At 38.8% G+C, this 24956-nt stretch carries 21 protein-coding genes; 18 read left to right on the forward strand and 3 right to left on the reverse strand.

Translation table 11 applies throughout. The features are described from left to right. Positions 1–176: 176 nt before the first annotated feature. The 9 genes from ACFQ19_RS11165 (at position 177) to ACFQ19_RS11205 (ending at position 10682) form a co-directional block, all read left to right on the forward strand. Positions 177–2303, forward strand: a complete 2127-nt coding sequence (locus ACFQ19_RS11165; RefSeq protein WP_379592160.1) for a peptidoglycan D,D-transpeptidase FtsI family protein — start codon at positions 177–179, stop codon at positions 2301–2303. Between the two features lie 677 nt (positions 2304–2980). Then, the gene (locus ACFQ19_RS11170; RefSeq protein WP_379592161.1) at positions 2981–3556 is read left to right on the forward strand and encodes a TetR/AcrR family transcriptional regulator; all 576 of its coding nucleotides are present in this window, start codon (positions 2981–2983) and stop codon (positions 3554–3556) included. A 56-nt stretch (positions 3557–3612) separates the two neighbouring features. Beyond that, a complete protein-coding gene (locus ACFQ19_RS11175) occupies positions 3613–4812 on the forward strand; it encodes a YhgE/Pip domain-containing protein (RefSeq protein WP_379592162.1) in 1200 nt (399 codons plus the stop codon). A gap of 151 nt (positions 4813–4963) precedes the next feature. Beyond that, positions 4964–5947: a magnesium transporter gene (gene mgtE / locus ACFQ19_RS11180; RefSeq protein ID WP_379592163.1), complete on the forward strand. Its 984-nt coding sequence runs from the start codon at positions 4964–4966 to the stop codon at positions 5945–5947. Positions 5948–6207: 260 nt separating this feature from the next. Next, entirely contained in the window at positions 6208–6477 is a 270-nt protein-coding gene (gene rpsN / locus ACFQ19_RS11185; protein ID WP_379592164.1) for a 30S ribosomal protein S14, read from the forward strand. Between the two features lie 155 nt (positions 6478–6632). Continuing rightward, positions 6633–7580: a CobW family GTP-binding protein gene (locus tag ACFQ19_RS11190; protein WP_379592182.1), complete on the forward strand. Its 948-nt coding sequence runs from the start codon at positions 6633–6635 to the stop codon at positions 7578–7580. A gap of 47 nt (positions 7581–7627) precedes the next feature. Next, positions 7628–8830, forward strand: a complete 1203-nt coding sequence (locus ACFQ19_RS11195) for a GTP-binding protein (RefSeq protein WP_379592165.1) — start codon at positions 7628–7630, stop codon at positions 8828–8830. Beyond that, a complete protein-coding gene (dcd, locus tag ACFQ19_RS11200; protein WP_379592166.1) occupies positions 8827–9369 on the forward strand; it encodes a dCTP deaminase in 543 nt (180 codons plus the stop codon). Before ACFQ19_RS11195 ends, dcd begins: the two co-directional genes overlap by 4 nt. Before the next feature lie 131 nt (positions 9370–9500). After that, positions 9501–10682 carry a GTP-binding protein gene (locus ACFQ19_RS11205; protein WP_379592167.1) on the forward strand — a complete coding sequence of 394 codons (1182 nt, stop codon included), beginning with the start codon at positions 9501–9503 and terminating at the stop codon, positions 10680–10682. Positions 10683–10733: 51 nt separating this feature from the next. On the opposite strand, the gene fic is transcribed toward ACFQ19_RS11205, so the two are convergent. After that, positions 10734–11336: a protein adenylyltransferase Fic gene (fic, locus tag ACFQ19_RS11210; protein WP_449290091.1), complete on the reverse strand. Its 603-nt coding sequence runs from the start codon at positions 11334–11336 to the stop codon at positions 10734–10736. 1053 nt (positions 11337–12389) lie between these two features. Here fic and ACFQ19_RS11215 point away from each other — a divergent pair. The 4 genes from ACFQ19_RS11215 (at position 12390) to kynA (ending at position 16776) form a co-directional block, all read left to right on the forward strand. Continuing rightward, a complete protein-coding gene (locus ACFQ19_RS11215; RefSeq protein WP_379592169.1) occupies positions 12390–13847 on the forward strand; it encodes a protein adenylyltransferase SelO in 1458 nt (485 codons plus the stop codon). 169 nt (positions 13848–14016) lie between these two features. Then, the gene (gene kynU, locus ACFQ19_RS11220) at positions 14017–15291 is read left to right on the forward strand and encodes a kynureninase (protein ID WP_379592170.1); all 1275 of its coding nucleotides are present in this window, start codon (positions 14017–14019) and stop codon (positions 15289–15291) included. Further along, complete coding sequence (kynB, locus tag ACFQ19_RS11225; protein WP_379592171.1) at positions 15291–15923, forward strand: arylformamidase; 633 nt, start codon at positions 15291–15293, stop codon at positions 15921–15923. Before kynU ends, kynB begins: the two co-directional genes overlap by 1 nt. A 1-nt stretch (position 15924) precedes the next feature. Then, positions 15925–16776 carry a tryptophan 2,3-dioxygenase gene (gene kynA, locus ACFQ19_RS11230; protein ID WP_379592172.1) on the forward strand — a complete coding sequence of 284 codons (852 nt, stop codon included), beginning with the start codon at positions 15925–15927 and terminating at the stop codon, positions 16774–16776. Between the two features lie 109 nt (positions 16777–16885). Here kynA and cax read toward each other — a convergent pair whose 3' ends face one another. Continuing rightward, on the reverse strand, positions 16886–17944 hold the full coding sequence (cax, locus tag ACFQ19_RS11235) for a calcium/proton exchanger (protein ID WP_379592173.1): 1059 nt from the start codon (positions 17942–17944) through the stop codon (positions 16886–16888). A 245-nt stretch (positions 17945–18189) separates the two neighbouring features. On the opposite strand from cax, the gene ACFQ19_RS11240 reads away from it, so the two are divergent. The 4 genes from ACFQ19_RS11240 to ACFQ19_RS11255 all read left to right on the forward strand — a co-directional run bounded on the left by ACFQ19_RS11240 (position 18190) and on the right by ACFQ19_RS11255 (position 22417). Further along, the gene (locus ACFQ19_RS11240; RefSeq protein WP_379592183.1) at positions 18190–18498 is read left to right on the forward strand and encodes an ArsR/SmtB family transcription factor; all 309 of its coding nucleotides are present in this window, start codon (positions 18190–18192) and stop codon (positions 18496–18498) included. A 46-nt stretch (positions 18499–18544) separates the two neighbouring features. Continuing rightward, positions 18545–19501 carry a cation diffusion facilitator family transporter gene (locus ACFQ19_RS11245; RefSeq protein WP_379592174.1) on the forward strand — a complete coding sequence of 319 codons (957 nt, stop codon included), beginning with the start codon at positions 18545–18547 and terminating at the stop codon, positions 19499–19501. Positions 19502–19885: 384 nt separating this feature from the next. Continuing rightward, positions 19886–20611 carry a metallophosphoesterase family protein gene (locus ACFQ19_RS11250; protein WP_379592175.1) on the forward strand — a complete coding sequence of 242 codons (726 nt, stop codon included), beginning with the start codon at positions 19886–19888 and terminating at the stop codon, positions 20609–20611. A gap of 483 nt (positions 20612–21094) precedes the next feature. Continuing rightward, positions 21095–22417 (forward strand): replication-associated recombination protein A, encoded by a 1323-nt coding sequence (locus ACFQ19_RS11255; RefSeq protein ID WP_379592176.1) that lies wholly within the window; start codon positions 21095–21097, stop codon positions 22415–22417. Positions 22418–22634: 217 nt separating this feature from the next. On the opposite strand, the gene ACFQ19_RS11260 is transcribed toward ACFQ19_RS11255, so the two are convergent. Beyond that, positions 22635–23339: a phosphatase PAP2 family protein gene (locus tag ACFQ19_RS11260; protein WP_379592177.1), complete on the reverse strand. Its 705-nt coding sequence runs from the start codon at positions 23337–23339 to the stop codon at positions 22635–22637. 216 nt (positions 23340–23555) lie between these two features. On the opposite strand from ACFQ19_RS11260, the gene ACFQ19_RS11265 reads away from it, so the two are divergent. Next, positions 23556–24569 carry an NADP-dependent oxidoreductase gene (locus ACFQ19_RS11265; RefSeq protein WP_379592178.1) on the forward strand — a complete coding sequence of 338 codons (1014 nt, stop codon included), beginning with the start codon at positions 23556–23558 and terminating at the stop codon, positions 24567–24569. The last annotated feature ends 387 nt before the right edge of the window (positions 24570–24956 follow it).

The following is a 24956-nucleotide window of genomic DNA, read 5'->3' on the forward strand; positions in this document are numbered from 1 at the left end:
AAATAAGATTTCTGAAAAAAAGTTAAAACTGGGTTCTCAAGTTCATATATGTTAATGTAAGTTTCGTAAATGAATATATAGAGCAACAAATAGATATGCTTTTCGTTTTGTTATTAAAACTGTTTACAGAGAATTCGTATTGATAATATACCTGATATAAAATAAGGAGGAGAAAAGTGAAAGACAAAAAGGAGAATAATAAAAAACGTGCCTTGCTTCCAGTTCGTATGAATATCCTCTTCTTTGCCATCTTCCTTTTATTTTCTGCACTCGTACTTCAGTTAGGTGTTGTTCAGATTTTAAATGGGGAGTCTTATCAAGAAGAAATTCAGAGGACGAATTTAGATACGACGAGCGTACCAGTACCCCGAGGGAAAATATTTGATACCAATGGAGAAATTATTGTAGATAATGAAGCGTTGTATTCTATTACGTATACGCCTTCGAATGACGTTCAAGCAGAGGATCGTCTAGAGGTGGCCGAAGCGTTATCGCAATATATTGATATGAGTGATGACCAATATATTGATCAAATTACAGAAAGAGATAGAAGAGAATATTATTTATTGCATCATGAGGAAGAAATAGAAGAGCGGTTAGAAGCAGTAAATACAGAAGAAATGGAAAATTCCGAAGTATATGATGCTACGCTGGACTTAATTACGGATGAAGAAATTTCCGATTTCACAGATGAAGAGTTAGAACTTATTGCGATCAAAAAAGAGTTGGATAGTGCGTACGCTCTTACTCCACAGGTTGTGAAAAATGAAGATGTAACAGCGGAGGAATATGCTGCTGTAGCTGAAAATTTAGATGAATTGCCTGGTATCAATGCTACCACAGAGTGGGATCGTAATTATCCAAATGGAGATACATTAACTAGTATTCTAGGAAATGTTTCCAGTCAGGAAGAAGGTATTCCTGCTGAAGATATGAGTGCTTACTTGACAAAGGGATACAGCAGGAATGATCGTGTTGGCAGGAGCGGACTGGAAGAGCAATATGAAGACTTTTTGCGCGGACGTAAGGAACAAATTCAATATACAACACGCCAAAATGGATCGATTATTGATTCAGAGACGATTGTTGATGGAGAACGAGGAAAAGATTTAGTATTAACGACAGATTTAGAGTTTCAGCAAGAGGTTGATGACATTTTATTAGATGAATTTCAATCGATGAAAGCAAGCAATTCTTATGAAAATCGGTTTGCTACAAATGCTTATGCTGTAGTAATGAACCCACAAACCGGAGAACTGTTAGCTGTTTCTGGAGTAGAATATGATGATGAGAATGATGAATATAATGACGCCGGATTGGGGGCCCTTAATAATGCGCATGAACCAGGATCTAGTATTAAAGGGGCGACAATCCTGACGGGCTATGATTCAGGTGCTATATCTCCGGGAGATACATTTAGGGATGCACCGATGAATTTAGCAGGAGCGGAAGCGAAAAGTTCGGTTCAAGATATGGGGACAGTAAATGATTTAACGGCGCTGGAAAGGTCGTCCAATGTTTATATGTTCTATGTTGCCTTGCGCTTGGGCGGTGACAATCGGCATCCGATGCCTCAAAATGCCAATATAGATTTAAATATGGGAGAAACCCTGCAAACCCTGCAAAATTATTTCAATCAATTTGGACTAGGCTCCACAACAGGGGTTGATTATCCGAATGAAAGTACCGGATTAAGAGGACAAACACCGGAAGATCCGGGTACACTTCTTGATTTTGCTATCGGGCAGTATGATACATACACAGCCTTACAGCTGGCACAATATGTATCTACCATCGCCAATGACGGTTATCGTGTTCAGCCTCATTTCTTAAAAGAGGCCCGTGATCCAGTTGCTTCGATGGACGAGCTTGGGCCATTATATTATGCAACCAATCCAACGGTGATGAATCGAATAGAAATGACAAATGATGAAATCAGCCGTGTTCAGGACGGATTTCGTCTCTCCTATCAAGGATCACAAGGAACAGGTAATGATTATTTCGATGATAAATCATATAATCCGGCCGGGAAAACAGGGACAGCAGAGTCTGCTGAATACGTTGATGGCGAACGTTTTGACCTTAATAATTTGTCATTAGTTGGCTATGCGCCGTTTGATGATCCGGAAGTTGCTTATGCTGTTATTGTCCCGCATGTCGGAATAGGGGAAGGGAATGAAATTAATCTAAAAGTAGGTGAGCAAATTTTAGATTCCTATTTTGAAGTCAAAGAAGACCATGATGAAGAAGCAGAGGATTCAGATGACGGTGATGATGATGGTGAAGATGAAGAGTCAGAGTAAGAAACATTGACTGTACCCTATAAGATATTAAACCAAGTAAATAGACTTTATTAGAAATGATTTTTAAACCGTGGTGTGTTTCATGCATATCACGGTTTAAATTTATGAAGGATGATAAATGGTGGATTGTCATTAATGATTAAAACCGTAAGTGAACATGAGAACGCCCTGTTTGACCTACAGGAGTAGGAGAATTTGTGGGAATTTCTATAGATGGATTTATTTTGAATAAATGTATGACATGATTTTAAAATAACAACAGTGGATGAGATTTTCCATAGTTAACAGAATGGAGTAAAAGAAGTTTTTTTCACAAAGTCTACTCTAACGATGTAGTTTCAATTGTGAAAAGTTTATTGTAAACCCTGCTTTCATTAACAGATCTAGACCAAGCAGTCCGTTTATATCTCCATAGCCAAAGTCTTTTATCATATATACCAACATGAAGATTAATATCTTCTACAACATCTTGGCGTACTTCAAGAATAATATGTTCATAAATGGTATGATAGATTACTCCATCTCCTTTTGATTGCCATATATTTATTTTTTACAGCAATGATTATCTTATTTGGTAAGAAGTAGGTTGCTTCCTTTAATTCAACGATTGACAACACATAAAATTATTCCTATACTATATGCAAGTAGTTACTTGCATTATCTTGGAGGGAAGTAGTTTGGAATTATCAACAGAAGATAAAATTATTGAAGCAGCAGTAGAATTGGTTTATGAAAAAGGATACAAAGGGGCAACAACCAGAGAAATTGCTGAACGGGCAGGTGTCAATGAGGTGACATTGTTTCGTCATTTTGGAAATAAGAAAGGGATTGTGGAAGCAGCTATGCAAAAATATGCATTTGTAGAACTGTTGGAAAATACATTTGCAGAAAAAATAGTTTGGGACTTAGAAAAAGATTTAAACATGATTGTAAGAGAGTATCAAGCTTTATTGGATAAAAAGAAAAACGTTATTTTATTAGCATTAAGAGAGTCTGAACAATTTGCAGAATTAAATAATTTATTAAAACAAGTACCGCAAAAGTATATTGAAATTATTACAAATTATTTTACACAAATGGTAGAAAAAGAAAAAATAAGAAAAGTAGATCCTTATATTGTTGCCACCAATTTCGTTTTTATTAATTTCGGTTATTTTCTAACAAAAACCAGAATTAATTCTGGATCAGAGGAATTATCGGTTGATGATTTTATAAATAAAAATATCGCATACTTTATTCAAATGCTTCAATAATTTTTTTTGAACGTTATGCAAGCAAGTACTTACATTAATAAAAGGAGGAATGCACAATGAACGTATTAAAAAGCTTTTTCAAACAGAAAGAAACGTTATTAGGTATCTCGGTAGCGATTGCGTTTCAACTTATTTTTGTGATTGTCTGGTTAACAGGATACGATGGGGTTTATGATCGTACAGATCAATTTTCGGTTGGAATGGTCAATAATGATGCTGCCCTGGGAGAAGAGATAATAAATGAATTAGAGGAGAGAAATTTATTTCAAGTAGAGGTGTATGAAGAATTAAATCAAGCAAAACAAGCATTAGATCAGCGAGATATCAATATGCTGATTCATCTTCCAGGTCAATTAATGGAAAAAATAGCAGAAAACGAAAACATAACGTTTGATTACTATATTAATCAGTCAGCTCCAACATTGACAAAACAAATGATGGAAACAGCAGCAAATCAATTAAATGATTCATTCAATCAACAAGTCAGAGAAATAAGAGACAGCCAATTGGCAGAAAGTATTCCAGAAATGGCAGCAGCAGAAGCTCCAAATGAAGAGATGGAAGCAATGACTGAGGAGATAGCAACGCAAGTAGTGCAGTTGGTAGAGGAAAACATGCAAGGTAATCCTGTACAGGAAAACATAGTGAAAACAAATGATAAAGAGGGCTTTGCTGTTACAATGGTTCCACTATTGATTGTATTAGCTTCTTATATAAGTGCCATGCTGATCAGTCAATATTTACAGTTTGCTAATGGAAAATTAACCAACAGCTATTCACGAACTTCTCTTTTCCTTGGAAGGCAAGCAATTAATGTTCTATTAGCGGTTGGAATATCTTTATTGACAGTCTCCCTTATGTACCTATTTCATATAGAAATGGACCAGCACTTTTTCGCACTGTGGGGATTCCAAGCAGTATTGCTCTTTAGTTTTTTAACGATCTCTCAAGTTTTTGTAATGTTGTTTGGTAATCCAGGAATGATTTTTAATATTGCCTTAACAGCAACACAGCTGGTTAGTTCTGGAGCAATCGTTCCCCGCGAATTACTTCCATCATTTTATCAAAAGATAGGTGATATATTGCCGGCGACTTATGGGGTGAACAGTTATTTCAGTTTGATTTATGGTGGTGGAGATCTTTCTGCTGATTTAGCATATTTAGGTATAATTATTACTGTTCTTTTGCTTATTGCTATTTTGATACAAATTTCATTTTATTTATGGGATAGAAAAGTATTGAACAGGAAATTCTAGATCAATAGAAGTACTGTAATCATTATTTGTATTTGGAATCCTCCTAAAAAGTACTTTATTTTTAAAAATTGTATTAGACTTGATAAGATGAAAGCAAATGGCAGATAAAACTTTTTATTCTCCATATTTTCTGTAGAAAGGAGGTTTCAAAATGAAGCCTGATCAATATGGACAAGAAACAACTGGATTATTAATGAAACAAGGTTACGCTGCTTTGAATGAGTCGTATACAGTAAATGAAGCTATTTTTCACTTGCGAGAACAAGTACAGGGAAAAAAGAATATTCATTATGTTTATATCATCAATTCGAAGCAACAATTAACCGGAATTTTATCGGTAAGAGAATTACTTGAAGCAGATGATAGAGCAATTATTTCCGATATTATGAAAAAGAGTCTGGTTTATTTTCCGGTTGATCTAGACCAAGAAGAAGCAGCAAAAGTCTTTCGTGATCGAGATCTGGTTTCTATTCCGGTGGTCAATAATAAGAAACAATTAATGGGGATCATCCATGTAGAAGACATTATTGACGTTATTCATCAAGAAGCGGATGAAGATATTGGAAAACTTACTGCATCAGGGAAAGAAATTGATTTTCACACAAGTCCGTTTATCGCAGCGGGAAGAAGACTTCCTTGGCTTATTCTATTATTATTTATCGGACTTATATCTGGAGGAATTATTGACAGTTTTGAAGAAACATTAGAAAGTGTTGTTGCCTTGGCGTTTTTTATGCCGATGATTGCTGGGATGACAGGGAATACAGGTACACAATCTCTTGCAGTTGTTGTACGCGGTCTTGTTTCTGAGAAACTCAATTTAAAAAATACTGCAAAGCTCTTATGGAGAGAGTTCATGGTAGGAATTATTATCGGCATCACATGTGCGATTATTATAACTATTATAGCCTATCTATGGAGAGGAAGCTGGGTGCTTGGATTTGTTGTAGGAAGTTCTCTTTTAGTTACATTAATTATCGGAACACTTGCTGGAACGATTATTCCATTAATTCTTCATAAATTTAAAACAGATCCCGCTGTTGCATCAGGTCCATTGATTACAACAATCAATGATATTTTATCATTGCTGATATACTTCGGGATTGCGACGATGTTTATTTCACAGATAACGTAAAAAGAATGCATTTTTTGGGAATGGTATAAGGAAAATCAAAACCCAAAAGAAAGGCTGTTGGTAATTCAACAACCTTTCTTTGGGGTTAAACATTTTAGGAGGGGAAGTTTGAAAATCAAAGCAGGTAAACATAAAACGTAATAATTACTGTTTACACGATTGACAAAATAGTTTATAATGATTTTTATTCGTAGTCATTACGATTTAAATTGTTAAGAAATACAAAATAAATAATAACGTTGAAAGGAGCAAGATCCAAAATGGCTAAAAAGTCGAAAGTTGTAAAAGAGAAAAAACGCCAGCAGATGGTTGCACAATATGCAGAATTAAGAAGAGAGCTAAAAGCAAAAGGAGATTATGAAGCACTTCGCAAACTGCCTCGGGATTCTTCGCCGACCCGTTTAAAAAGCCGCTGTGAGGTTACAGGAAGACCACGTGGATATCTGCGTAAATTCAACATGTCTCGTATTGCTTTTAGAGAATATGCGCATAAAGGACAAGTGCCTGGTGTAAAAAAAGCAAGCTGGTAATTACATCGGGTCGGAGAATAATACCCTATTTGCCTCCTTCGTTATTTTGATGAGCAAGACATGAAGGGAATTAAAAGCTTTTGTCAGTGATTGGCGGAAAGTTGTTTTCTTTCATGTACATAGGACAAGCTTAGCTTAGATAAGAAGGAAAGCCCATTCCGATAACTATTTTAATGGGTTTCTTAGGTGCCGGCAAAACGACATTGTTAAATAATCTGCTGCACGATATGCCAGATGAGAAAGTGGCTGTGATCATTAATGAGTTTGGTGATACATCGATTGATAGTCAGCTGGTGATACGAACAAAGGAAGAAATTGTTGAAATCAACAGCGGCTGTATTTGTTGTAATGTACGCGGTGATTTGATTAACTTGTTAACTAATTTAATGGAACAGGAAGAAAAGGTGGATCGGGTTGTCATTGAAACAACAGGGATGGCAAATCCGGCTCCAGTTATTCAAACGTTTTTGATGGACGAGCAAATGGCTGATACCTTTGAAATCGACAGTGTGATTACGATGGTCGATGCCAAGCATATCGAGCAGCACCTGCAGGAAGAAGAGCCGGAGCAGCAGATTGCATTTGCCGATATTCTGCTGGTAAACAAAACAGACTTGATTACAGGAGATGAAAAAAAGCAGCTGGAAACACAATTGACGCATATGAATCCAAATGCTGCGCAGTTTTATACAACCTATGGAAAGGTAGATACCAAGGATTTAATCGGGAAAAAATCGTTTGATTTAGATTATGTGTTAAACATTGACCCTGACCTGTTAACAAAAGCGCATCACCATCATCATAATCATCACGTGACATCCTTTGTATTTCAAGATGAACGACCGCTTGATTTGGACAAAGTGAATAAATGGTTTGCGTACTTAGTTCGTATAAAAGGAGAGAGTCTATACCGTTATAAGGGTGTTCTTTCCATTAAACAAATGGATCAAAAAGTGGTATTTCAAGGAGTGCATATGTTGTTTGCAGGTACAGAGGGCGATGTATGGACAAAGGACGAAAAGCGGAAAAGCGAGGTTGTTATTATTGGGAAGCATTTGGACCATCAAGAATTGGAAAAAGGCTTTCAATATTGCCTTGCTTAATTTTTTGGTCAACAAACCGTAACGATTACGATTAGGAGGGCGAACATATGAAGAAGATTCCTGTTACTGTATTAAGCGGGTATTTAGGCTCTGGAAAAACAACGTTATTAAATCATGTCTTACATAACCGGGAAGGGTTAAAGGTGGCTGTCATCGTCAATGACATGAGTGAGGTCAATATTGATAGTGAGCTGGTTCAATCGCAAGGCGGATTTTCACGAACAGAGGAAAAGCTGGTTGAAATGTCTAACGGCTGCATCTGCTGCACACTGCGGGAGGATTTATTAGTGGAAGTGGAAAAACTCGTAAAACAAGAAGAGTTCGACCATATATTGATTGAGTCTTCTGGTATCAGTGAACCGATTCCGGTAGCCCAGACTTTCTCTTATATTGATGAAAGCCTGGATATTGATTTAACCCAATATTGCTATTTAGATACGATGGTTACTGTTGTCGATGCGAACCGTTTCTGGCATGATTTCGGTTCAGGCGATTCACTGCTTGACCGGAAACAGGCAGTGAGCGATGTGGATGTACGAAATATTGCGGATTTATTAATCGATCAGATTGAATTCTGTAATGTCTTGATTTTGAATAAAACCGATTTAGTCAAAGCGGAGGATTTGGAAAAGCTGGAGAAAGTGATTCGTACCCTACAGCCGGAAGCAAAGATCATCCGTACGCAGCATTGTCAGGTTGATTTACAGGAAATTGTCCATACGAATTTATTTGATTTTGAGAAGGCCAGTGCGTCAGCCGGTTGGTTACAGGAGTTAAATGCAGGCGTGGAAAATCATACGCCGGAAACCGAAGAATACGGAATCAGTTCCTTTGTGTACCGGTCCAGATTGCCATTTCATACGGAACGGCTGGTAAGCTGGTATCAGGATTTACCAAAAGAAATCGTCCGCATGAAAGGCGTCGTCTGGTGTGCGACACATAATGACCTGGCCTTATTATTATCACAGGCAGGTCCTTCTGTCGAGGTGGAGCCGTTAGCTTATTGGGTTGATTCGCTGCCAAAAGCCCAGCAGAGAGAAATATTAGAGAATAATCCAGAAGTCAGAGAGCTGTGGGATCCGCAATTTGGAGACCGGCATACGAAGCTAGTATTCATCGGCATGGACTTGGATAAGGAGCAGATAACCGAGGATTTAGAACGCTGCCTGTTGAGTGAATCAGAAATGGGTGAGGACTGGTCCACGTTTAGAAACCCATTCCCGTGGCGGTTATCCGAGCGTGTAAGATGATTTTATCTGGACAAACGATAAAAAAATATGTGGAAGATAAGCAATTGTCTGTAACCCCTTTTCAGGAATTAAGCGTGCAGCCTGCTTCCATTGATTTACGGTTAGGGAAAGAATTTTTAGTTGTCGATGATATGTCGACACCTTATTTATCGATTGATCAACCAGCAGATTACCAAGAAATACAGATTGGAGATAAAGAAACAATCACTATTCCGCCACAAAGTTTTGTATTAGGTACGACCTTGGAACAAATCGGACTTCCTGATTATTTAACAGCTTTTGTGGAAGGAAGGAGCTCCATTGGAAGGCTTGGTGTTTTCATTCAAAATGCGGGCTGGATTGATCCGGGTTTTTCCGGGCAAATTACCTTGGAACTGTTTAATGCCAACCGCGTTCCTGTTCAATTGCAAGCAGATATGCGTATCTGCCAACTGGTGATTGCCAAGGTGGATCAGAAAACGAAAGGGTACAGTGGAAAGTATTTGTATCAGCAAGGGACGACACCGAGCCGTGTTTATTTAGATCAGGAAAGAGGTTGATTCTTTCCTTCGTGGAGAGAAATCTTCTAAATAGGTATTAAGATTTTTAGGTGACTGTAATACTGTCATTTTCCATGTTTGGAAAGGGAGGTATTGCAGGCAGTCTATCTGTAAGAAAGGCGTGAAATAAAGTGAGCAAGAAAATACCAGTAACGGTTTTAAGCGGATTTCTAGGTGCGGGAAAAACAACCCTGCTGAATCATCTGCTTCAAAATCAGCAAGGATTGAAAATAGCCGTTATCGTGAATGATATGAGTGAAATAAATGTGGATGCCAAATTGGTAAAAGAAGGCGGTTTTATCCGTACGGAAGAAAATATGGTGGAAATGACTAATGGCTGTATTTGCTGCACATTAAGAGAAGACCTGATTGTAGAACTGGAAAAATTAGCAGAACTCGATATTGATTACGTATTGATTGAATCAAGCGGTGTGTCGGAACCAATTCCAGTCGCGCAAAGCTTTGTCTATGCGGATGATGAATTGGGAATCGACTTAAATGCCTTTTTCCAGATTGATACGATGGTAACGGTCATCGATGGTCATCAGTTTTGGAAGGATTATCAATCAGAGGATCTGCTGATGGACCGCGGGATGGAAGTTGCTGAGGATGATGAAAGAGGGATTGTCGATTTACTGGTAGACCAGATTGAATTTGCCAATGTGATTATTTTAAATAAAACAGATCAGATGACGGAGGAAGAGATTACTTCATTAAAGAGTTTACTTTATAAGCTAAACCCGGATGCGAAGTTTATCACAGCAGCCTTCGGAAAAGTGGACCCGTTACAGGTGCTTCAAACCGGTCAATTTGACTTTGAAGAAGCAAAGCATGGCGCTGGCTGGATCAAGGAACTGAATGAAGAGCATATTCCGGAAACAGAGGAGTATGGAATCAGTTCCTTTGTCTATCGCAGCAGAAAACCGTTTCATCCCGAGCGTTTTCAAGCATGGCTGGAAAATTGGCCGGAGCAAATTCTCCGGGCGAAAGGATTTTTCTGGTTAGTGACCAGAAATGATGTAGCAGGATTTTTATCACAGGCTGGCTCGATGATGACGCTGGAAGGAGCAGGCAGATGGCTGGCAAGTTATTCAGAAGCAGAACAGGAAGCATTAAACGAACAGGACCCCTCTTTATTTGCGGACTGGGATGAACAGGCCGGGGATCGGATGACAGAGCTTGTTTTGATTGGCAGTGAGATGGATAAGGAAGGAATTACGGCGTCGTTGGATGCTTGTTTAGTGACGGAGGAGGAAGCGAGGCAGGATATTTCTGCTTTTGTGGATGATTTACCTGCTTTTCCAGTGGTTTAAAGAGCACTCTCTTGCAGCGCTTATTTCAACTCTGAAATGAGCGCTGTTTCCTTATAATTCTTTTATTTTGTATGCAAAATAACCCTCGTAATAGAAACTGGCATCGATTCCGTTCATGAACCGATCTCTATCATTTGTTTTGGGCGTCAAAGCGGTTTTTAAGATTTGTTTTATCTCAATATCTTGTACTGGACTGCGTTCCATAGCTGGTAAGTAATCTTTTTTATCTACTACATTCCAGTCAATTACGCTGCGAATTTCCGATTTTAACATGAAATCAAGCCAGATTCTTGCGCTTCTGCCATTCCCGTCTCGAAAGGGGTGCGCAACATTCATTTCAACATATTTCTCAATAATCTCATCAAAGGAATGCTGAGGCATCTTGTCTATATAATCCAAAGAATCCTTTAGATACATGATGGGGGCAAACAGGAAATCTTTCTTAGCTATATTTACATCGCGCATCATACCGGCAAGTTCATAGATGTCTTCAAAAAGATATCTATGAACTTCGCTTAATCCTTTGAAAGTTCCTATTTCTATAAAGTTCATATCACCAGAGTCAAAGAGATGTTTTGCTTTTTGCTTCGAAACCTTCTCTTCTATACGGTTGAGTTCAGTTTGGCTGGTAATTCCAAGTTTGTTAGGAAGGATTGCCATATTATCACGCTTTCTTCGATTAATTATACAGATATCTTGTGGAGCAGGTATTTCTTTAAAATAAAAATGATGCATTTGTTTATAGTATAATATACCGGGTAAATAACTGACATGTACACTTATTATTTGATTTTTTCTGGAAAGATTAAAACCAAAGGAGCTCTGAAATACATTATGAGTAATAAGAGGAAAAATAGAAAGAAAGATTATGGACAGATACTCATGGTTTTAATTGTATTTATTATTGTAGTGTTTGTTTTTGATATACCTAAAGTAAATACTTTTATAGTAATAGGATTTGTAACTGCCATCATCATTCTGCTCTATGAGTTCTTTGGATATAAGAATACAAAAGAGTAGTGCTGTTAGGCAGGACAGTACTATTCTTAATAACTATTATAGGTTGAAAGTCATTGCTGTTACTCGCTTTATTTGCTCTTTAAAGTTTGATTAATCACTTCTGCTAAAAAATTGTAGTTCGACAAAGAAGGTTTAGGTATTTCTAACTTTTGTGATTAAGAATAATTTAGAGGATAAAGGGAATAGATATATAGAACCCTTATTTTATCAAGTATTTCATGACATTTTGTCCGCTGAAATCGAATTGACACAAGTTTATATTTGGATTAAAATAAGGGTCTATTAGAACTAGGTGTTTTTACGTCCCAAGGGTGACGGAAAAAAGTTGGGTGGCTCCCGACTTTTTTTATGCAAAAAAACCCGCTCTTTTAAAAGAAAAAGAGCGGTAAAAAAATTATGATAAAAGAAGTTGGAGTGGTTCTCAACTTCTTTCGTTCTTTTCTACAAGAAAAACTGCTCTGTCAGAAAGTGACAAAAAAACAACTCCATAAAATAATTTCGCTATAACACTAATAAAGTTTGTTAGATGGTTTGTTATAGCTTTTTTATTTTGTTGCTTTTTCTGTTTCTTTCTTTGTATGGGACTTCAGAGGTTTCATCACACAGCACAAAACACCAGATTCTTTCCCTAAACCATTCATATGTTATCCTAAAGAAAACAAATTTTTAAATAAATGAGGCGATACGATGACTGATAAACAGAATCAAGGCTGGAATTTAGAAAATACCTATCAGCAATTGCCTGATCTTTTCTACAAAAATGTAAAACCAGCGAAAGCAGACGCTCCAGTTTTAGTCGTATATAATGAAAAGCTCGCAGCAGAATTAGGGTTGGACAGTTCCGCTTTGAAAGACGAAGCGGAAATCTTTGCAGGCAATCAGCTTCCCGATGGAAGTGAACCAATCGCCCAAGCCTATGCAGGACATCAATTTGGCTCTTTTACCATGCTTGGTGACGGCCGGGCTGTATTATTTGGTGAACAAGTGACTCCAAAGGAAGAGCGTTATGATATTCAATTGAAAGGTTCTGGCAGAACGCCTTATTCCCGCGGCGGAGATGGAAGGGCTGTGCTTGGTCCGATGCTCAGGGAATATTTAATCAGTGAGGCAATGCATGGACTGGGCATTCCGACAAGCCGCAGTTTAGCGGTAGCCACAACAGGTGAAACAGTATTGCGTGAGGCTCCGCTGCCGGGCGCTATATTAACAAGAGTAGCTAAAAGTCATCTTCGGGTGGGAACGTTTCAATATGCAAGGCAATGGGGAAGTAAAGAAGATTTACAAGCATTGGCAGACTATAGTATCAAGCGGCATTATCCAGAGATTGCAGCGGATGAGAATCGTTATTTGACATTCTTATATAAGGTAGCAGATAAGCAGGCTGCATTGATTGCAGACTGGCAGTTAAAAGGGTTTATCCACGGGGTAATGAATACAGATAATGTCTCCATCAGCGGAGAGACCATTGATTATGGTCCGTGCGCTTTTATGGATCAATATGACCGGAAAACGGTGTTTAGTTCCATTGACGATCAAGGGCGCTATTCTTACGGCAATCAACCGGGCATTGGCGCTTGGAATATGGCACGCTTTGCAGAATCCTTGTTAGTTCTGATGGATGAGGATGAAGAACAGGCGATTCCTGAGGCGAAAAAGGCTGTAGAAACATACGTTCAGTCTGTAGAAGCATATTGGTTAGACGGGATGAGACAAAAGCTTGGTATTGTGGATAAAAAGGATAATGATAAAACATTGATTCAAAATTTATTGGATTTAATGGAGGAATATCATGCCGATTTTACGAACACTTTTCGTTCCTTAACCCTGGAGCAGTTTGATGTGGATTCTGCGCTTTTTCAATCAACAGCTTTTAAAGAGTGGTACCAAGCATGGCAGGATAAGCTTGAAAGGCAATCGGCATCTTTAGAAATAGCTTATCAAGTAATGAAACGGCATAATCCATCGATTATTCCGAGGAATTATCTGGTGGAAGAGGTATTGACCGCAGCGGTGGAAAAAGGAGATTATGAACCTTTCCAAGCTTTGTTAGCAGCACTGGAAAACCCTTATGCGTATACGGAAGAACAAGAAAAATATGCTGCCGACCCGCCAGAACAGGATTATCAAACGTTTTGTGGCACGTAAGGACTAAAAAGGTAGAAAAGGATCCGTTTTACAGGAAATAGTTATCCAAGCAGAGGAGATGCTGCTCAGAAGTTGTATCTCCTCCCATGGCTGTTGTAAAATGAAGAGGTATCCTACAATAGGATGAATCATGAACCTTTCCAAATAATCGCTAAGGGAAGTGGAGAAAATGCAAGAAAAATATACCAAAGCTTATGCTGAAAAATTGGATGCAGCGGATGCATTGCGGACTTTTCGCAATGAATTTTACCTCAAAAATGAATGCGTTTACATGGATGGAAATTCGTTAGGGTTGATGAGTAAAAGAGCAGAGCAGTCTGTCTATGATGTAATGGCCTCATGGAAGGAACATGCCATTGACGGATGGACGGGAGGAGAGATTCCCTGGTACTATTTATCGGAATTACTTGGTGATAATATGGCTGGGCTGGTTGGGGCGAAAAAAGAAGAAGTTATCGTAACCGGATCGACAACAGTCAATATGCATCAGCTTGTGTCTACATTTTATCAACCCGAAGGAAAACGGACCAAAATATTGGCAGATGCGCTTAATTTTCCCAGTGATATTTATGCTTTAAAGGCGCAGTTAGCATTGCAAGGATATGATGACGCGCACCTTATTCAAGTTCCAAGCGAGGATGGCCATACACTGGATGAAGAAGCGATTATCAACGCCATGACAGAGGAGGTCGCGTTAATTGTATTGCCGAGTGTGCTATATCGGAGCGGCCAAGTCTTAGATATGGAAATGCTGACAAAGGCTGCGCATGAACGCGGTATAAAAATAGGTTTTGATTTATGCCATTCGATTGGAGCTATTCCGCATGAGTTACATGATTGGAATGTTGATTTTGCGTTTTGGTGTACGTATAAGCATTTAAATGCCGGACCCGGCAGTGTAGCTGCGCTCTTTGTGAATGAGAATCATTTCGGTATTTCGCCGGGGCTTGCAGGCTGGTTCAGTTCCGATAAAGAAAAACAGTTTGATATGGAACATACACTGACACCTGCAGCGGATGCTGGAGCATTCCAAATTGGCACACCGCATGTGTTAAGTGCCGCTCCGCTGATTGGTGCGCTGGAGCTCTTTCAGGAAGCAGGGATAGGTAAAATACGCAGAAAATCGCTGCAGTTGACAGCATATATGATGGATGTAATCGAATATGAACTGGGGGAATTTGACTTTATTATTTGTAATCCCATCAATGAAAAGCAACGTGGCGGGCACATTTATCTGGAGCATCCGGAAGCGGCGCGTATTTGTAAAGCATTAAAATGGAAGAATGTTATTCCTGATTTCAGAAAACCGTCCGGTATCCGTCTTGCCCCTGTAGCTTTATATAATTCTTTTGAAGATGTTTATCACTGCGTACAAACTCTGAAAAATATAATGGAAGAAAAAGCATATGAGCAATTTTCCAATGAAAGAGAGGTTGTTTCTTGATGTCTAAATGGATAGATATTTCTCAAGTTCTGAATAATAAGCTGGCACATTGGCCGGAAGATGAGCCATTTCACTATGATACCCCTGTAACCAAAGAAATGTCGGGCTCTGTGAATATTGGCAGGATTACAACAAGTGCCCATATTGGCACACATGTGGATGCGCCGTTTCATTTTTTAAATGATGGCAAGCGGATATTTGACTTGGATATCGAGCGCTATATTGGCCCTTGTAAGGTTATTGATTTAAGTGATTTTGATGAAATTAGTGAAGAAGCTTTGAAAACAAAAAAAATCGAATATGCCGAACGCTTGTTAATCAAAACGGTACTTCCGAATAAGCCGGAGCGTTTTCCGGAAGAAGTAACAGCGATTACAGCGGATGGAGCTGCTTATATGAAGTCGCTGGGTGTCAAACTGGCAGGCGTGGATACCCCTTCTGTCGATTCCATTTCAAGTAAAGACTTAACAGCACATCATGCATTATATCGTCATGATATTTATATTTTAGAAAATGTGATGCTGGATCAAGTGGAAGAGGGTGATTATGAACTGATTGCATTGCCGCTGGCGCTGGAAGAAGGGGATGGAAGTCCGGTTCGTGCTGTTATCAAACCAATAGGGGAGTGGTAAAATGAAATCAGTTAATCGGCACCAAGCTTTTGAAAACGAAACGGAGATTGAAACAGATTTTAAAGAGAAAATGACATACACAGACTATTTGAGTCTGGATACGTTATTGTCGAGCCAACACCGTTTAAGCAACCATCATGATGAAATGTTATTTATTATCGTCCACCATGTCAGTGAGCTGTGGATGAAGTTAATTCTGCATGAAGTCCATGCTGCCAGGGAAAATATCCGGACAAATCAGCTGGGGGCATCCTTTAAAAAACTTGCACGAGTTGCGCAAATTCAGGAACAGCTGAAAAGTGTATGGGATGTGCTTTCCACGCTGACTCCAAGTGAGTATATGGAGTTTCGCGATAAGTTAGGGAATGCATCGGGATTTCAATCTTATCAGAATCGATTAATCGAATTTGCTTTCGGATATAAAACGGAATATGTGCTGAAAATATATGAAAATGATCCCGAACGGCATTCAGCTTTAATAGAAGCGTACGAGGCAGCAAGCCTTTATGATGTTTCTATTCAAGCACTGGCTGGATCGGGGATACCTGTCGATAAAGAAGTATTGAACAGAGATATGCGCATAACCCATCAATCCAATGAAAGTGTGAAACAAGCCTGGATGATAGTGTATCAAAATGTCAATCAATACTGGGAGTTATATGAGCTGGCTGAAAAATTGGTGGACATAGAAGATTTATTTCAACAGTGGCGTTTCCGTCATATGAAAACAGTCGAGCGGATTATCGGTTTTAAGAAGGGAACAGGCGGATCGGGCGGTGTGAGTTATTTGAAAAAAGTATTGGATCAATATTTTTTCCCGGAACTTTGGGAATTACGGACAGAGCTTTCATAATGGTCTGGAAATATAGTTGAAAAGTGCTGTATGCAGAGAGTCGCTGCCGAAACAAAGAAAAGCCTGTGGTCTATGTACAGTACAGGCTTTTCTGGTTCGTTTTAATACCTTAAATAAAGTAAAAGCCGATTCCCATAATGACATATGCAGCTAACAGTGCAAGTCCTTCAAACCAATTGGAATCCCCGTCATTGGAAATGGTAATCATTAAAAATACGGCTGTCACCATGCTGATAAGTTCCGGCCAGGTAAAGACAAGCGGCATGGATGTTGGAAAGAAAAGAGATAACAAGACAAGAGTTGGCAAAACAAACATGGTTACTTGCAAGGTGGAACCGACGGCAATTTCAACAGCCACGTCCATCTTATTTTTGTAAGCCATGATGATTGCAGAAGCATGCTCTGCCGCATTTCCCACAATAGCAACAATAATGACCCCGATAAATAATTCGGACCATCCCAATGTAGCGCCAACAATATCAAATGTTGATACCAAATGTTCGGAAACGTATGCAACAGCCGCAGTTGCAAGTGCCAGGATGACAATGGCTTTTCCTTTTCCCCATTCTGGTTTTTCCTTCTCTTCAGACTCTTTTGGTGCATGTTCTGTTTGATACACGCCGCGATGGGTAACGAATTTAAATAATAAGGCTGCCAGATATAATACAATTAGAATAATGGATACACCGACACTTAAAATCATTGTATTACGAGTATTCATGCTACTCGTAAATACTTCTGGAATAACAAATGCAACAATAACAGCGAAAATTAACATACCTGCATTATGCCGTGCGTCGTAAACACTGAAAGACTGTCTTTTATATTTCAAGCCGCCCACAAAAAAGGAAAGGCCGCCGACGAGCAGCAAGTTACCTAATACCGAACCTGTTAGTGACGCTAGTACGATTCCGATAAGCCCGGCTTTTAATGCAAAAATAGAAATAATAAGTTCCACGGCATTTCCGAAAGTGGCATTTAACAGGCCGCCAGCTCGTGGTCCTAAGACGATGGCTAGACTTTCCGTGGCTCTGCCGATAAAGCCTGCTAATGCAATAATTGTTAAGCAATAGATGAGAAACATCATGATGGCAGACCAATGAAAGATCGTACCGATGATGGAAAGCGGCAGCCCGATGAAAACGAAAATCGTAAATACTTTATTCATGGTTTATCCCTCTTTTTTTAAAAAACTGGATAACGTTAGGATGTCCAGAAGAATGGAATATTATTTGGATAGAACATTTTAAGAAGCAGGCATTGTGATCAATAAAGCAAAGGTGGAAACTTTTTTATACTTGGTTGTTATATGCTTATATGTTAATATGTTCATATAAAGAAAATCAGGTTGCATCATCGCATAAATGCGCAAACTTATAATCAAGGAGGCAGTATATATTGAAGGATTATACAATGGAAAATCATTCTTCTGAAGTGTTGGACAGTGAAACGCTGTTTATCGTTTCTCAAACATTTAAAGCATTAGGTGACCCGACGCGAATCCGTATTCTCCATTTGCTGTATAAAAAAGAATGCTCTGTTAATACCATTGCAGAGACGTTGGATATTAGGCAATCTACTGTTTCCCATCAGTTACGATTTCTGAAGAATTTGAGACTTGTCAAACAGCGGCGGGAAGGAACGACGATTTATTATTCTCCGGATGATGAACACGTCATGCTGCTGTTGAAACAAATGATCGATCATGCGAGTCATAGTTAGTTCATCTATTGTTTTATTCTAAACGAATTGTGAAGGGGGTTTTTCTATGGGAGCGGGACATCATCATGATCACACGCATGGTGCCAATAAAAAAACGTTGATGATCAGTTTTATTATTATTACTGTGTTTATGATTGTGGAAGTAATCGGTGGAATCCTGACCAACAGCTTAGCGCTTTTAGCAGACGCAGGACATATGTTAAGTGACTCGATTTCCCTATTTATTGCACTGATTGCTTTTATAATGGGAGAAAGAGCTGCCAATTATGCAAAAACATATGGCTATAAACGTTTTGAGATTTTAGCGGCCATTATTAACGGGGTAACATTACTGGCTGTATCCATATTTATTTTTTATGAAGCAATCCATCGCCTGTTTGAGCAGCCGGAAGTGGCATCGTCAGGTATGCTTGTAGTTGCTGTCATTGGTTTACTGGTGAACATCATTGTGGCATTTACAATGATGCGTGGTGGAGACACAAAGGGGAATTTAAATATGCGTGCTGCATTTCTGCATGTCTTGGGGGACTTATTAGGTTCCGTCGGTGCTATTGCGGCCGCACTGCTTATTATGTTTTTTCAATGGACATGGGCAGATACAGTTGCCAGTGTACTGGTTGCGGTGCTGATTTTAATCAGCGGCTGGCGTGTTACAAAGGATTCCGTCCATATTTTAATGGAGGGAACACCGCTTCATATAGATGTAAAAGATATTGTGAAAATTATTGAACGTGTGGATGGAGTTAAAGGTATTCATGACTTACATGTATGGAGTATAACCAGTGGTTTAAATGCTTTATCATGTCATATTATTGTAGATGGTCAAATGAAAGTGGAGGAAAGTCAAGCACTGCTTCGTAACGTAGAGAATGTTCTGAACGAACAAGGAATTGGTCATATTACGATTCAAGTGGAAACGGAAAATAATCCGCATGGAAATTCGATTATGTGTCAGAATGATTATGAAATAAGTGCAGAACATCATCACGGACATAGTCATTAATGAAGGAGAGCTGTGTTCTTGCGATACACGGCTCTCCTTTGCTTTTGCATGCCTTCTTTGTAAGCGTTTAGGACAAGTTGGTGATTGTAGGAGGATTGTATTTTAGGGAGCTTTATAGGCTGGAAAGGGAGGAGAAGTATAACCAGAGTACATTTTATTGTGTCGTTGCCGAATAGTCAGATTGAATGAAAACACCTGCAAACGGAATGAAATAGTGATTGAAGATTAATATGAGGGCGAATAAGGGTATAGTAAAGAAGGGAGTATGTAACTAGAAAGGGAAGCTAATTTCTAAAAATAATATCATTTTTCATACAGGAAATTGCGCCATCGTGTGATTAAAATTAGTCAAACACATACGCAAAGAGAGGAGGAGCGATTATCATGTCCAATAAAAGAATCCTTGCCATCAGTGATGTTCATGGCTGCTATCAGGAGCTTGTAGAGCTATTGCAATTAAATAATTATAATCCCGAAGAAGATCAGCTTATTTTACTTGGAGACTATATTGACAGAGGACCGGAGCCAAAACGCACCGTTGCTTATATTATGGAACTGGTAGAAGAGGGTGCTATTGCTTTAAGAGGAAATCATGATCAGATGTTTTTGGATTTTATAAATAGCGAAGATGCAAATAAAGAGCAGCTTTATTTAATGAATGGCGGGATGGATACGCTGAAATCTTATATTGGCAGAGAACATTTTCCAGAAAGGGTTACCAGAGCGGATTTACCTTCTGTCAGAGAACAGATTAAAGAAAATGACAGAGATCATGTGGAATTTCTGTCCAATCTGCCTTATTACTATGAAACTGAAAATCATCTCTTTATCCATGCAGGAATTGATCCAACGTTAGATGATTGGAAGGACACGCCTGACTACGATAAAATTTGGATTCGTTATCCATTTTTAGAATCTGATCATCCTTATAATTTCACTATCGTGCATGGACATACACCAACGCAGTTCATTCGCGGTGAACAGGATAACAGGGTGTTTTTCGGGAATAAGAAAATTGATATTGATGGTGCGTGTGCGTATGGAGGCAGGTTGAATTGTTTAACAATTACCCCAGATTCCTATCAGACGTCTCATGTAGTAGGAAAATAAAGGTTCCAAGGGATGGGTAAAGCATTTCGAAGTTTTTTATAATAAAAAACAGGAAAATGAATGAGGAAATACTAAATAACTCAACTTTGTCGCTTGAAAAAGTAGCTTCCGTTCCAAAAGAATAAGAATTGACAAAAATAATAAGGTAAAGTGGTAAAGTGTAAGGCGATCGCTACGGCGGAAAGCGTAGTGGTTGGCCGGAGCGGGCGCTATACACCATATCCTGTTCAAAAATAAAAAGATGATTTAAATCAAAGCAAGCATGCTAATAGAAATCATGTTCATCCTGATACAGCAAGAGTTATATGCTTATTCTTAGTTTCGAAAGTCGAGTAAATAAAAAAGCGAATAGAAGAAAAGAGCTGTGTTTAACCCTTTATACAGCTTTTTTCTTCATGCACCGTTTTTTTGGTAACATGAATATGTTAGAATAGGAACAAGCGTTCTTTTGAAGGCAAGTTATATAAACATGAGGTGAGGCCATTGAAACAGGAATCGCTCTTTTCAGAAGATAATAAGAGAAATGCGCCGCTGGCCAGCCGTGTCCGTCCAAGAACACTGGATGAATTTGTTGGTCAGCAGCACTTATTGGCTCGCGGAAAAGTTTTGCGTGAAATTATTGAGAACGATCAGATGAGTTCTATTATTTTTTGGGGTCCGCCTGGAGTTGGTAAAACAACATTGGCTGAAATTATAGCTGAAAAGACGGAAGCGAAATTTATTAATTTATCTGCTGTAAACAGCAGTATTAAGGATATTAAAAATTTGATGAAAGAAGCGGAAACAAGACGTGACCTGGGTGAAAAAACAATTATTTTCATTGATGAGATACACCGGTTTAATAAGGCGCAGCAGGATGCTTTTCTGCCTTATGTAGAAAATGGGAGTATTATACTCATTGGAGCAACCACCGAGAATCCTTCTTTTGAAGTGAATGCCGCTTTGTTATCGCGAAGCAAGGTTTTTGTTTTAAATCAGCTGGAGCTGTCTGATATTGTAAGCCTCTTAAAAAATGCCATCCATCACCCGGACGGTTTTGGTGATCTGGACATTCGTATAACAGATCAAAGTCTAGAAGCGATTGCTCAATTTGCTGGCGGAGATGCCAGGACAGCTTTAAATACATTAGAAATGGCGGTTTTAAACAGCGATACGCATTCCGGAGGCATAAACATCAGTGAAGACAATCTGGAACAGCTGATTAACCGGACTTCTTTTCTGTATGATAAAAACGGTGAAGAACACTATAATATCATTTCTGCATTGCATAAATCTATGCGGAACAGTGATGTGGATGCGGCGGTTTATTGGCTGTCCAGAATGATGGAAGCAGGGGAAGATCCGACGTATATAGCCAGAAGATTAATACGTTTTGCAAGTGAAGATATCGGTTTGGCTGATACAAAAGCCTTAACCATTACCACGGATGTATTCCAAGCCTGCCATTATATCGGAATGCCGGAATGTGATGTCCATCTTACAGAGGCTGTCATTTATTTATCGTTGGCGCCAAAATCAAATGCTGTGTACAAAGCGCGACAAAAAGCGAAAAAAGACGTCAAGGAATCGATTAATGAACCTGTTCCGCTGCAAATAAGAAATGCGCCGACACAATTAATGAAAGAACTGGATTATGGAAAGGGTTATCAATATTCCCATGATGAAAAAGATAAATTAACAACGATGAAAACAATGCCGCCTTCTTTGGAAGGGCAGCAATATTATTTTCCGACAGAGCAAGGGCAAGAGAAAAAATTTAAAGAAAGATTAGAGTACGTGAAAAAATGGCATGAGAGCAATAGCTAAGCTGTTGATTGTTGAAGTTGTAAGGTTTTATGATGAGGTATGAAATGAAAGATAAGTATGGTGTTTGAACTAAAATAATGCTATACTTTATGTTGCGATGAGCTGATTTGCATAAGACGAGAGACAACGTATGATAGGCAGATGTGAACTGCCTGTTCTTTCGCCGCAAATTTCGTGAAAAAAGGCACCCGTATTTTGTACGGATGCCTTTTTTCGATTACCTGTCTCTTTTAAGAATCTTACTTCGATCCACTAAATGAAGTTTTCGCAGCAGGTGACGAAGCGGCTCTTGAACAAGTAAAAAGACACCTATGGAAATCAATACAGCTGCTGCTCCGTATAAAAAGCCGGCAAGTACATCGGTTGGAAAGTGAGCACCTAAGTAAATTCTTGTAAATAATATAAAACCAATCCATATGAGTGTGATAAAACTTACAATTACTTTTTTCCACAGTTGTACAGAGGCGAGAACAAGCACGGTTCCGATTAATCCGTAGAAAATTGTTGTTGCAGTGGCATGACCGCTTGGAAAGCTTTCGTTCGTTTTTTCAATTAACTGCAGAAACTCCGGCCGATCGCGGTCAAATATTTTTTTCAGTATTTTTCCTCCGATTGCCGCACAAAAAAGGATGGTACCCCCGAACCATAGTCCTTCCGCAAACATACGTTTAAAAAATAATATAATCGCAATGAGGATAGTTAAAGCAATAACCAGCTCCATACTTCCAAGTTCCGTTATTTTCATGATAAACGCTGTTTGTCCTTCCGAAATCGTACCTTGGATGCGCTCAATCCACGTAATATCCAATGTGTTAACCCAATTATTATCAAAATATACTCCCCAGGAAACTGTTCCAAATAAGATGAAAAATAATACCCCTATGATTAAAAAAGGCATAGGAGACATTTGTTGTTTTCTCAATCTATCAAAACCTTCTTTCTGTAAATACTTCTATTTGAATAGAAGAAGCCCTTATTTTACCTGATAAGACGTATTTATGCATGGATAATGCAGAAAAAATTATAAATAGAATGAATGTCATATGTTTACACTTTTATTTAAGAAGGAAAAGGGGAATAGGATAAATATATATACAAGGAATTTATCGATTAAGCAAACATTGGGAGGAAAATAGAAATGAAACAAGAACAATTACTATTAAAAGAACGTCCAAATGGATTACCAGATAAAAATACATTCCAGTTTAAAGAAGTAGAAGTAAATGAACCGGCGGAAGAGGAAATGTTAGTAAAAACACTCTATGTTTCCGTCGATCCATACATGCGAGGCAGAATGTCTGACGGGCCTTCTTATGTAGCGCCTTTTGAAGTCGGCTCTCCATTACAAGGCGGGAATGTCAGCCAAGTAGTGAAGTCAAACAGCGATCAATTTACTGAAGGTGATTTAGTAACAGGGAACCTTGATTTTCAAGAGTATAATGTTGTCAAAGGAGATCAGGTTCGAAAAGTTGGAACAAACGGTTTAAGTCCCAGCAATGCTTTGAGTGTATTGGGAATGCCAGCATTGACTGCATATTTTGGAATGATGCATATTGGCGAACCGAAAAAAGGAGAAACAGTTGTTGTCTCCGGAGCTGCAGGAGCTGTCGGACAAGTTGCCGGACAACTGGCTAAAAAAGCAGGAGCACGTGTTGTTGGAATCGTCGGGTCCGAGAAAAAGGCCGCATATATCACCGAAACACTTGGACTGGATGCTGCGGTAGAATACAAAAAAGGAAATGTCAGCGAGCAATTACAAAAGGCATGTCCGGACGGCATCGATGTTTATTATGAAAACGTCGGCGGGGAGATTTCAGATGCTGTGTGGCCATTATTAAATGTGTTTGCACGTGTGCCTGTATGCGGTGCTATTTCTGCTTATAACTTAGAAGAAGGAGAACAAGACATCGGTCTGCGTGTACAGCAATTTCTTATTAAATCTCGTGTAAAAATGCAAGGGTTGCTGGTTGGCGACTTCGCAGAACATTATGATGAAGCATATCAAGCATTGGAAGAAGCTGTAGCAAATGATGAGTTGAAGTTTGAAGAGACCATTCATGAAGGATTTCATGCGATTCCGGATGCCTTTTTAGGCCTGTTTTCCGGTGAGAATATTGGGAAGCAGCTGGTCAAAGTTGCAGATAAGGAATAAATGTATCCAAAGAAGCCGCTTATTCAAAAGGAATGAGCGGCTTTTACATAAAACCCAACTTCGCACTTTCAAAAGTAACTTCATTTCCAGAGAAACAAGAGTTGATTTTTCCTTTGTTAACTCTCTTGACAAAGAATAGAAGGTAAGGTGTCAATCACCGTTGCGGCGGAACGTTTTGCTTTCCGACGTACAACGGTTTTGATGGGGCGAGTAACCGCAGTCCCAGGACGTACTAGTGCAGAACGGCTGAATTCACTCCTCCTTCCATGTTATTCTTGACTTGTAAAAAATAACCAAGGGGATGAATGGAAATGGTTAAGCAAGCTGTCGAGATAAAACTAAGTGAAAAACAACATAAAATACTTGAAAAAATGTTTAGGGGTAGCC

Source organism: Oceanobacillus locisalsi (assembly GCF_042675985.1).
Taxonomy (GTDB): Bacteria; Bacillota; Bacilli; order Bacillales; family Amphibacillaceae; genus Oceanobacillus; species Oceanobacillus locisalsi.

Excerpts from the sequence above, each read along its gene's own strand:
- ACFQ19_RS11175 (WP_379592162.1), top strand. The coding sequence starts at position 3,613 with ATGAACGTATTAAAAAGCTTTTTCAAACAGAAAGAAACGTTATTAGGT.
- mgtE (WP_379592163.1), top strand. The coding sequence starts at position 4,964 with ATGAAGCCTGATCAATATGGACAAGAAACAACTGGATTATTAATGAAA.
- rpsN (WP_379592164.1), top strand. The coding sequence starts at position 6,208 with ATGGCTAAAAAGTCGAAAGTTGTAAAAGAGAAAAAACGCCAGCAGATG.
- ACFQ19_RS11195 (WP_379592165.1), top strand. The coding sequence starts at position 7,628 with ATGAAGAAGATTCCTGTTACTGTATTAAGCGGGTATTTAGGCTCTGGA.
- dcd (WP_379592166.1), top strand. The coding sequence starts at position 8,827 with ATGATTTTATCTGGACAAACGATAAAAAAATATGTGGAAGATAAGCAA.
- ACFQ19_RS11215 (WP_379592169.1), top strand. The coding sequence starts at position 12,390 with ATGACTGATAAACAGAATCAAGGCTGGAATTTAGAAAATACCTATCAG.
- kynU (WP_379592170.1), top strand. The coding sequence starts at position 14,017 with ATGCAAGAAAAATATACCAAAGCTTATGCTGAAAAATTGGATGCAGCG.
- kynB (WP_379592171.1), top strand. The coding sequence starts at position 15,291 with ATGTCTAAATGGATAGATATTTCTCAAGTTCTGAATAATAAGCTGGCA.
- kynA (WP_379592172.1), top strand. The coding sequence starts at position 15,925 with ATGAAATCAGTTAATCGGCACCAAGCTTTTGAAAACGAAACGGAGATT.
- cax (WP_379592173.1), bottom strand. The coding sequence starts at position 17,944 with ATGAATAAAGTATTTACGATTTTCGTTTTCATCGGGCTGCCGCTTTCC.
- ACFQ19_RS11240 (WP_379592183.1), top strand. The coding sequence starts at position 18,190 with ATGGAAAATCATTCTTCTGAAGTGTTGGACAGTGAAACGCTGTTTATC.
- ACFQ19_RS11245 (WP_379592174.1), top strand. The coding sequence starts at position 18,545 with ATGGGAGCGGGACATCATCATGATCACACGCATGGTGCCAATAAAAAA.
- ACFQ19_RS11250 (WP_379592175.1), top strand. The coding sequence starts at position 19,886 with ATGTCCAATAAAAGAATCCTTGCCATCAGTGATGTTCATGGCTGCTAT.
- ACFQ19_RS11265 (WP_379592178.1), top strand. The coding sequence starts at position 23,556 with ATGAAACAAGAACAATTACTATTAAAAGAACGTCCAAATGGATTACCA.